Annotated in this window: 6 protein-coding genes; 4 read left to right on the forward strand and 2 right to left on the reverse strand. The window is 68.4% G+C overall.

Annotated features, from left to right (window positions below; all coding sequences use genetic code 11):
• Positions 1-164: 164 nt before the first annotated feature.
• Complete coding sequence (locus J9611_RS14995; protein ID WP_211881250.1) at positions 165-1,370, reverse strand: MFS transporter; 1,206 nt, start codon at positions 1,368-1,370, stop codon at positions 165-167.
• A gap of 262 nt (positions 1,371-1,632) precedes the next feature.
• Here J9611_RS14995 and J9611_RS15000 point away from each other — a divergent pair, with 262 nt between their 5' ends.
• Together J9611_RS15000 and J9611_RS15005 are read left to right on the forward strand one after the other, a co-directional pair.
• The gene (locus J9611_RS15000; RefSeq protein ID WP_211881251.1) at positions 1,633-3,000 is read left to right on the forward strand and encodes an ammonium transporter; all 1,368 of its coding nucleotides are present in this window, start codon (positions 1,633-1,635) and stop codon (positions 2,998-3,000) included.
• Positions 2,997-3,335 (forward strand): P-II family nitrogen regulator, encoded by a 339-nt coding sequence (locus tag J9611_RS15005; protein WP_211881252.1) that lies wholly within the window; start codon positions 2,997-2,999, stop codon positions 3,333-3,335. Before J9611_RS15000 ends, J9611_RS15005 begins: the two co-directional genes overlap by 4 nt.
• 74 nt (positions 3,336-3,409) lie before the next feature.
• Here the strand turns inward: J9611_RS15005 and J9611_RS15010 are convergent, their stop codons facing one another.
• Complete coding sequence (locus tag J9611_RS15010) at positions 3,410-4,798, reverse strand: glucose-6-phosphate dehydrogenase (RefSeq protein WP_211881253.1); 1,389 nt, start codon at positions 4,796-4,798, stop codon at positions 3,410-3,412.
• A gap of 151 nt (positions 4,799-4,949) precedes the next feature.
• On the opposite strand from J9611_RS15010, the gene ffh reads away from it, so the two are divergent.
• Together ffh and J9611_RS15020 are read left to right on the forward strand one after the other, a co-directional pair.
• Positions 4,950-6,533: a signal recognition particle protein gene (ffh, locus tag J9611_RS15015; RefSeq protein WP_211881254.1), complete on the forward strand. Its 1,584-nt coding sequence runs from the start codon at positions 4,950-4,952 to the stop codon at positions 6,531-6,533.
• Between the two features lie 70 nt (positions 6,534-6,603).
• A complete protein-coding gene (locus tag J9611_RS15020) occupies positions 6,604-7,338 on the forward strand; it encodes an alpha/beta hydrolase (protein WP_211881255.1) in 735 nt (244 codons plus the stop codon).
• Positions 7,339-7,604 lie beyond the last annotated feature (266 nt).

The raw sequence follows: 7,604 nt of genomic DNA on the forward strand, positions 1-7,604 counted from the left end.
ATGCGCCCGCAATGCCGCGTATCGTCTTCCCGCGGACTCCGCCAGTTGCGCAGTATTCGACATAGCACAACCGTAAGCCCATCAAGTCCAAAAACTCGGTTTATTTAATCGCGCGTCCTTAGCCAAGCGAAAGGTGTTCTTCGGACGCGAGCCTCCCGCCGGTGCTAAGCGTCCGCCGGGGCCGGCCGCCGGCTGGGCTCCCGCGCCAGCAGCCAGCCCGCGGCCGCCGCGACGAGGATCCCGCCGGTGACGCCGAAGGCCCAGCCGTAACCCAGCCGGTCCGCCAGCAGCCCCGCCAGCACCGGGCCGGTGATCGCGCCGGTGTCCGCGGTCATCTGGAACACGGCGAGCACCCGCCCGCCGGACCGTTCGTTGCCGATCACATCGGCGATGGCCGCCTGCTGGGCAGGCCCGAGCAGTCCCGAACCGATCCCGGCGACCGCGGAGGCCAGCAGGAACCAGCCGAACTGGTCCGTGAATCCGACGGCCGCGGTGGCCGTCCCGGTGACCGTCAGCCCGGAAAGCATCAGCGGCTTCCGGCCCAGGCTGTCCGCCAGCTTTCCGGAGAAGGTCAGCGCGGCCGCGTTGCCGGCTGCGAACACGGCCAGCGCCCAGCCGGCGGATTCGGGCCCGCCGCCGAGGGCCACGACGGCGAACAGCGGCACCGTGGCCATCCGCACCCCGATCGTGGCCCAGCCGTTGGCAAAGCTGGAGAACAGCGCCGCCCGGTAGGCGCTGTCCCGCAGCGCTTCGCGGAGTTCCATGGCCGGGGCCGCACGGCCCGGCAGGCGCGAGGCAGCCGGGACATGGCTGAGCTGGGTCTGCACCACGAGCGCGGCCAGGACCAGCGCGGCCGCGTAGGCAAGGAACGGCACCCGCAGGCCGAAGCCGGCGAGCAGCCCGCCCACGATCGGACCGCACACGTTGCCGATCAGGAAGGCCGACGCGTAGGCCCCGGAAACCCGGCCGCGGCTTTCGGGCGGTGCCAGCCGGACCACCAACGCCATCGACGCCACGGTGAACATCACCGAGCCCGCGCCGCCCAGTCCCCGGAACACCAGCAGCTGCCAGTAGTCCTGGGCGAAGGCGCAGGCCGCCGTGGAGGCCGCGACGATCAGCAGCCCGGCCACATAGACGGGCCGTTCCCCCAGCCGTACGATCAGGGCCCCGCCGGCCGGCGCGAAAAGAAGCCTCATGAAGGCAAAGATGCTCACGATCACGGCCGCCTCCGTCGCACCGACGTCGAAGGTGGTGGCGAACTGGGGGAGCACCGGTGCGACCAGGCCGAAGCCGATCGCAATGAGGAACGAGGCGACCAGCATCACCTTGATATCCCGGGGAAGCCGGGGTTTGCGGGTGGTCTTGCTCATGGTGCTGTCGTCCTTGCGGGGGAATTTGTTCGGAAGAGGAAGAGGTAGGGGCAGGGGAGCCGAGGCGGGCGTGACTGAACGCCCGAAACATAACCGTAACAAGCCCGAGATGCACCATTTACTTCCGGGAGGTTCTCGTAACAAGCAGGCAATCTAAATCCTCTGCAGGTGAAACACGGCACGGCAAGACTCTTACTAGAACGCAAAAAGGCGTTGGGACAGGCGGGCAACTCCGCACAAAAAGCAAGAGAGGACGTAGACCATGGAACTCACCGCAGGTCTCGTTTGGCTCCTGGTCGCTTCAGCACTCGTGCTGTTCATGACCCCGGGCCTGGCATTCTTCTATGGCGGCATGACTCGCGCCAAGTCGGCTTTGAACATGATGATGATGAGCTTCGTCGCCATTGGAACCGTTGGCATCATGTGGGTCCTGTGGGGCGCTTCGATGGCTACGAGCAACGAGGACAACTTCTTCCAGATCTTCGCGAACCCGTTCAGCCACTTCGGGCTGCACAACTTCACCGACCCCGCGGATCTGCTCAAGGTAGGCTACGCAGCCACCTTCGCCATCATCACGGTGGCACTGATCTCCGGAGCAGTCGCCGATCGCGCCAAGTTCTCGGCATGGGTCATCTTCACCCCGATCTGGGCCACCCTCGTGTACGCCCCTATGGCCTTCATGGTCTGGGGCGGCGGCCTCTTCTCCAAGGACGGCTGGTTCGGCCAGACGTTCGCTCCGGTCATCGACTTCGCCGGTGGCACCGTGGTCCACATCAACGCCGGCGTGGCCGGCCTCATCCTGGTCCTGATCATCGGTAACCGCAAGGGCTTCGGCAAGGACCCGAACCACCGCCCGCACAACATCCCGTTCGTCATGCTGGGCGCAGCAATCCTCTGGTTCGGCTGGTTCGGCTTCAACGCCGGTGCCGCTGCCACCGTTGAGCAGGCAGGCCTGATCTGGATCAACACCCTCGCCGCCCCGGCCGCCGCAATGCTCGGCTGGCTCGCCGTCGAACGCTTCCGCGATGGCCACCCGACGTCACTCGGTGCTGCATCGGGTGTAGTCGCCGGCCTGGTCGCGATCACCCCGGCCTGCGCCAACGTCTCCCCACTCGGTGCCATTGCCCTCGGCGTTGTCGCCGGCGTCGCGTCCGCCCTGGCCGTCGGCCTGAAGTTCAAGTTCGGCTATGACGACTCGCTCGACGTCGTGGGCGTCCACCTCGTCTCCGGTGTCGTCGGCACCGTCGCGATCGGCTTCCTCGCGACGCCGACCCAGGGCACGGCAGGTCTCTTCTACGGCGGCGGCACGACCCAGCTGGTGGCACAGGCCCTCGCTGCAGTCTGCTCCATCGTCTTCACCGCGGTCATGACCTTCATCATCGCCTTCCCGATCCACAAGACCATGGGCTTCCGGGTTTCCCAGGAGCAGGAAGCAGTGGGCGTGGACCTCAGCCTGCACGCAGAGACCGCCTACGAGTTCGGCGTCGGCGGCCACGGCGGCAGCTTCCAGCCGCTGCATGATCTGATCACCGGCAAGCCGCAGGCCGGGGACGCAACGGCCACCGGTACGGCGGACGCCTCGTCCGACGGCAAGAAGGCCGCAGCAGGCAAGGAAAGCGTGGGCGCATGAAACTGATCACAGCGATCGTCCGGCCGGAGAAGCTCGATGCCATCCGGGAAGGGCTGGAAGCCTACGGAGTCCAGGGCCTCACGGTCAGCGCGGCGAGCGGCTACGGCCGGCAGCGCGGCTACACCGAGGTGTACCGGGGCGCCGAGTACAACGTGGACCTGCTGCCCAAGATCCGGGTGGAGGTCCTGGCCACCGATGAACAGGCGAACGACATCCTGGATGTCATCATCGCCAGCTCGAACACCGGCCGGGCCGGCGACGGCAAGGTCTGGACGGTGGATGTGTTCGAGGCGGTACGGGTCCGCACCGGTGAACGCGGACCGGCCGCCATCTGAGCGGATGCCGGGACAGCGGGCCGGATACCTGGAAAGGTATCCGGCCCGCTTTTTCGCTGCCCGCCCGACGGCGGCTACGCCGGCCAGTCCCCGGGGCCCGGGCTCCCGGCGGGGTACTCCTGGAGCGGGACGCTGCCGCGCGCCCAGGCTTTCAGTACCGGATCCACGATGCGCCAGCACTCCTCCGCCGTGTCAGCCCGCACGGACAGGAGCGGATCGCCGGTGAGGACTCCCTGCAGGACTTCGCCGTAGGGCAGCAGCTCGGAGTCGCTCAGCTCGGCCTGCAGCGTGATCCGGTCCAGGCTCAGGACGTCACCCGGGCCGTTCACGTCGACGTCGAACGCCAGCGTGTCCGGGCCGAAACCGATCCGGAGCTGGTTGGGCGCGTCCACCCCGGTAAACCCTTTCGGCAGGTGCGGTGCCGGCCGGAACGTCACCACCGCCTCCTTGCGCCTGTTCCCCAGGGCCTTGCCGGAACGCAGGATGAACCGAACGCCCTGCCATCGCCAGTTGTCGATCTCCACCCGGACCTCGGCCAGCGTCTCGGTGCCGCGGGACGCGTCCACGCCGTCCTCCCTGGCATAATCGGGAACCTTCCGGCCGCCGATGGTCCCTGCCGCATAGCGGGCGCGGCGCGTGCTCTTGGCGTAGGGGGCCTTGATGCTGCTGGCGCGCAGCACGGTGGCCACCGCATCGCGGAGATCCCGCTCGTGCACGGAGGCCGGCGGCTCGATCGCCAGCAGCGCCATGATCTCGAGCAGGTGGCTCTGGATCATGTCGCGCAGGGCGCCGGCGCCGTCGTAATACCGGGCGCGTCCCTCCAGCGCCAGGTCCTCATCGAAGATGATCTCCACCGTCTCAATGTGCTCCCGGTTCCAGACCGGCTCCAGGAAGTTGTTCGCGAAGCGCAGGCCCAGGATGTTCAGCACCGTGGCCTTGCCCAGGAAGTGGTCCACCCGGTGGATGTGGTCCTCCGGGACCAGCGCGGCCAGCGTCTGGTTGAGCCGGCGGGCGGACTGCTCGTCCGAGCCGAACGGCTTCTCCATCACCAGCCGGGTCCCGGCGGGCACCTGCTCCGGGGCCAGCGCCTCGCAGGCAAGCTGGCTGATCCGCGGCGGCAGGGCGAAGTAGACGGCCACCGGGCCCTCCAGCTGCGCCAGGAGCCCGGCCAGCTGGCCCCCGGCGGTGACATCCAGCTGGTGGTAGGTGCTTTCCCGGCGGATCCGCTTCAGCTCCCGCCTGCCGTAGGCGTCGGCCTGGGAGTTCTCGTCCGCGAAGGACTCCCCGATCCGGTCCAGCCATTGTTCCGGCGTCCAGGGGTCCGATCCCGCGCCGGCCAGGGCAAGGCCGTCTGCGTGCCCCCGGGCCACGAGCCTGGCCAGTCCGGGCAGCAGGAGCCTGCCGGTGAGGTCGCCCGAGGCGCCCAGGATGAGCAGGGTTTTCACTGTTGTTTGGCTGGTCACCCAGCCAGCATGCCATCTTGCAGGCCTGACTTGGTACCCTAGATAGTCGAGTCCCGTTGTCGAGGCAGTTCGTTCCGGCGAACATCAGTCGCGACGCTGGCGTGCCGGACCGGCCGCCATCCGTAGATCCACTGAAAGAAGTGCACGGCGCGTGTTCAATTCACTCTCTGACCGGTTGACAGCAACCTTCAAGAACCTCCGTGGCAAGGGCCGCCTGACCGAGGCGGACGTTGACGCCACGGTCCGCGAGATCCGGCGCGCCCTCCTGGACGCCGACGTTGCCGTTTCGGTCGTGCGGGAGTTCACCGGCCGCGTGCGCGAACGTGCCCTCGGCGCCGAGGTTTCCGGGGCGCTGAACCCGAGCCAGCAGATCGTGAAGATCGTCAACGAGGAACTCGTCGAGATCCTCGGCGGCGAAACCCGCCGGATCCGCCTGGCCAAGACCGGGCCCACCGTCATCATGCTCGCCGGCCTCCAGGGCGCCGGCAAGACCACCCTCGCCGGCAAGCTCGCCAAGTGGCTCAAGGGACAGGGCCACAGCCCCCTGCTGGTGGCCTGCGACCTGCAGCGCCCCAACGCCGTCACCCAGCTGCAGGTGGTCGGCCAGCGCGCCGGCGTGCCCGTATTCGCGCCGCACCCGGGCGCCACCTCCGAACTGGAGCACCCGAGCGGCGACCCGGTCGCCGTCGCCCGTGCCGGCGTCGAGGAAGCCAAGCGAACGCTGCACGACGTCGTGATCGTGGACACCGCCGGACGGCTCGGCGTCGACGCCGAAATGATGGAACAGGCCCGCCAGATCCGCCGGGCCATCGTTCCCAACGAAGTCCTGTTCGTGGTCGACGCCATGATCGGCCAGGACGCCGTGAACACGGCGATGGCGTTCGACGACGGCGTCAACTTCACCGGCGTCGTGCTGTCAAAGCTCGACGGCGACGCCCGCGGCGGTGCCGCCCTCTCGGTCGCGTCGGTGACCGGCAAGCCCGTCATGTTTGCGTCCACCGGCGAAGGCGTGGACGACTTCGAGCTGTTCCACCCGGACCGGATGGCCTCGCGCATCCTCGACATGGGTGACGTGCTCACCCTGATCGAGCAGGCCGAGAAGTCCTGGGACAAGGACGAAGCCGCCCGGATGGCGAAGAAGTTCGCCGACCAGGAAGACTTCACCCTGGACGACTTCCTGTCCCAGATGCAGCAGATCCGCAACATGGGCTCAATGAAGAAAATGCTCATGATGATGCCGGGCGCCCAGAACATCCGGCAGCAGCTGGAGCAGTTCGACGAACGCGAGATCGACCGCGTCGAGGCGATCGTCCGGTCCATGACGCCGCACGAACGCGTCGCCCCCAAGATCATCAACGGCTCCCGCCGCGCCCGCATCGCCCGCGGTTCCGGCGTGCACGTCTCCGACGTTAACGGCCTGCTGGAGCGCTTTGCCCAGGCCCAGAAGATGATGAAGAAAATGGCGGCCGGCGGCGGGATGCCGGGAATGCCCGGGATGCCCGGCATGGGCGGGGGAGGGGCCCGGAAGGGCGCCAGGAACGCGCCGAAGAAGAAGGCCCGGTCCGGCAACCCGGCCAAGGCAGCGCAGGAACTCCGCGACGCCGAGGCCCGGCGTGCCGCGGCACCCAAGGCCCTGCCCACGGGGGCCGCGTTCGGCCAGCAGGGCGGCGACTTCGATCCGTCCCAGCTGAACCTGCCCAAGGGCTTCGACAAGTTCCTCGGCGGCAGCAAGTAATTTCCGGCCAGGACGGCAGGAGCCGTATGTCGGCGGCCCTGTTCGCGGACCCGTGCCATAAGGTTGGAGCATGTTCAAGCAGCGCGTAGTCTTCGTCCACGGGGAAGGCCGCTTCGGTGCCGCCGCGTGGCCCAAGCAGCACGGGATGGCGCTCAACTACGACGCGCTGTTCCTGCGCCGGCACGGCTTTGACGCCGTCGCCGAACCGCTCGAATCCGACTTCGCAGCCGACGCCGCGATCGTGCTCGGCGCGCTCGCCGACGACGGCCGCGGCGCCGCCGGCGGACACGTCGTCGCCCATTCGCACGGGGCGATCGCCGCGATGATGGCCGCCGTCGAACGGCCCGACCTCGTGCAGTCGCTCACCCTGGTGGAGCCGGCCTGCCTCTCGCTCACCGCGGAACTGCCGGCGACGTCGGCGCACCGGGCCTTGATGCAGCCGCTCTTCGACATCCGCCACGAGCTCGGGGACGAGGATTTCCAGCGCGAGTATGTCCGGCGGGCCTTCCCGGCGGACGCGCCCGGGACCGCGACACCGGAAGCCCGCCGGGAGGCCCGGCGCCTCCGCCTGCAGGCCCCGGGCTGGGAAGCGCCCCTGCAGATCGTGCCGGGAGTCCCCACCCTGGTCCTGACCGGCGGCTGGGAACCCCTGTACGAGGAAATCGCCGGCTACCTGCGCGAGACCGGAGCCCTGCACCGCATCGCAGCGGGAGGGCACCGGCCCCAGGACTCGGCCGAGGGCGACCACTTTGTCCGCTCCTTCATCGCCGGGGTCAGCCGGCTCCAGCACGCCCAGGCGTCCTGAACCCGCCGCTCCTGAACCCGCAGCCCCAACTGGGTCGCAGTTGATGTCGTTATGGGCGCCCATAACGACATCTGCTGCGACCCAGTTGGGCGGGTCCGCTAGCGCTGAGCCGGAAGCTGCAGCTCCGGCAGATAGACCTTGCCGCCCGCGGCCAGGAATTCCTGGCTCTTTTCCCGCATTCCTGCCGCCATATCGGCGAGCGCTGCCTGCGACTCCGCCGAGCCGTATTCATCGCGGATGTCCTGGCTGATCCGCATCGAACAGAA

It is taken from the genome of Pseudarthrobacter albicanus, from assembly GCF_018224015.1.
GTDB lineage: Bacteria > Actinomycetota > Actinomycetes > Actinomycetales > Micrococcaceae > Arthrobacter > Arthrobacter albicanus.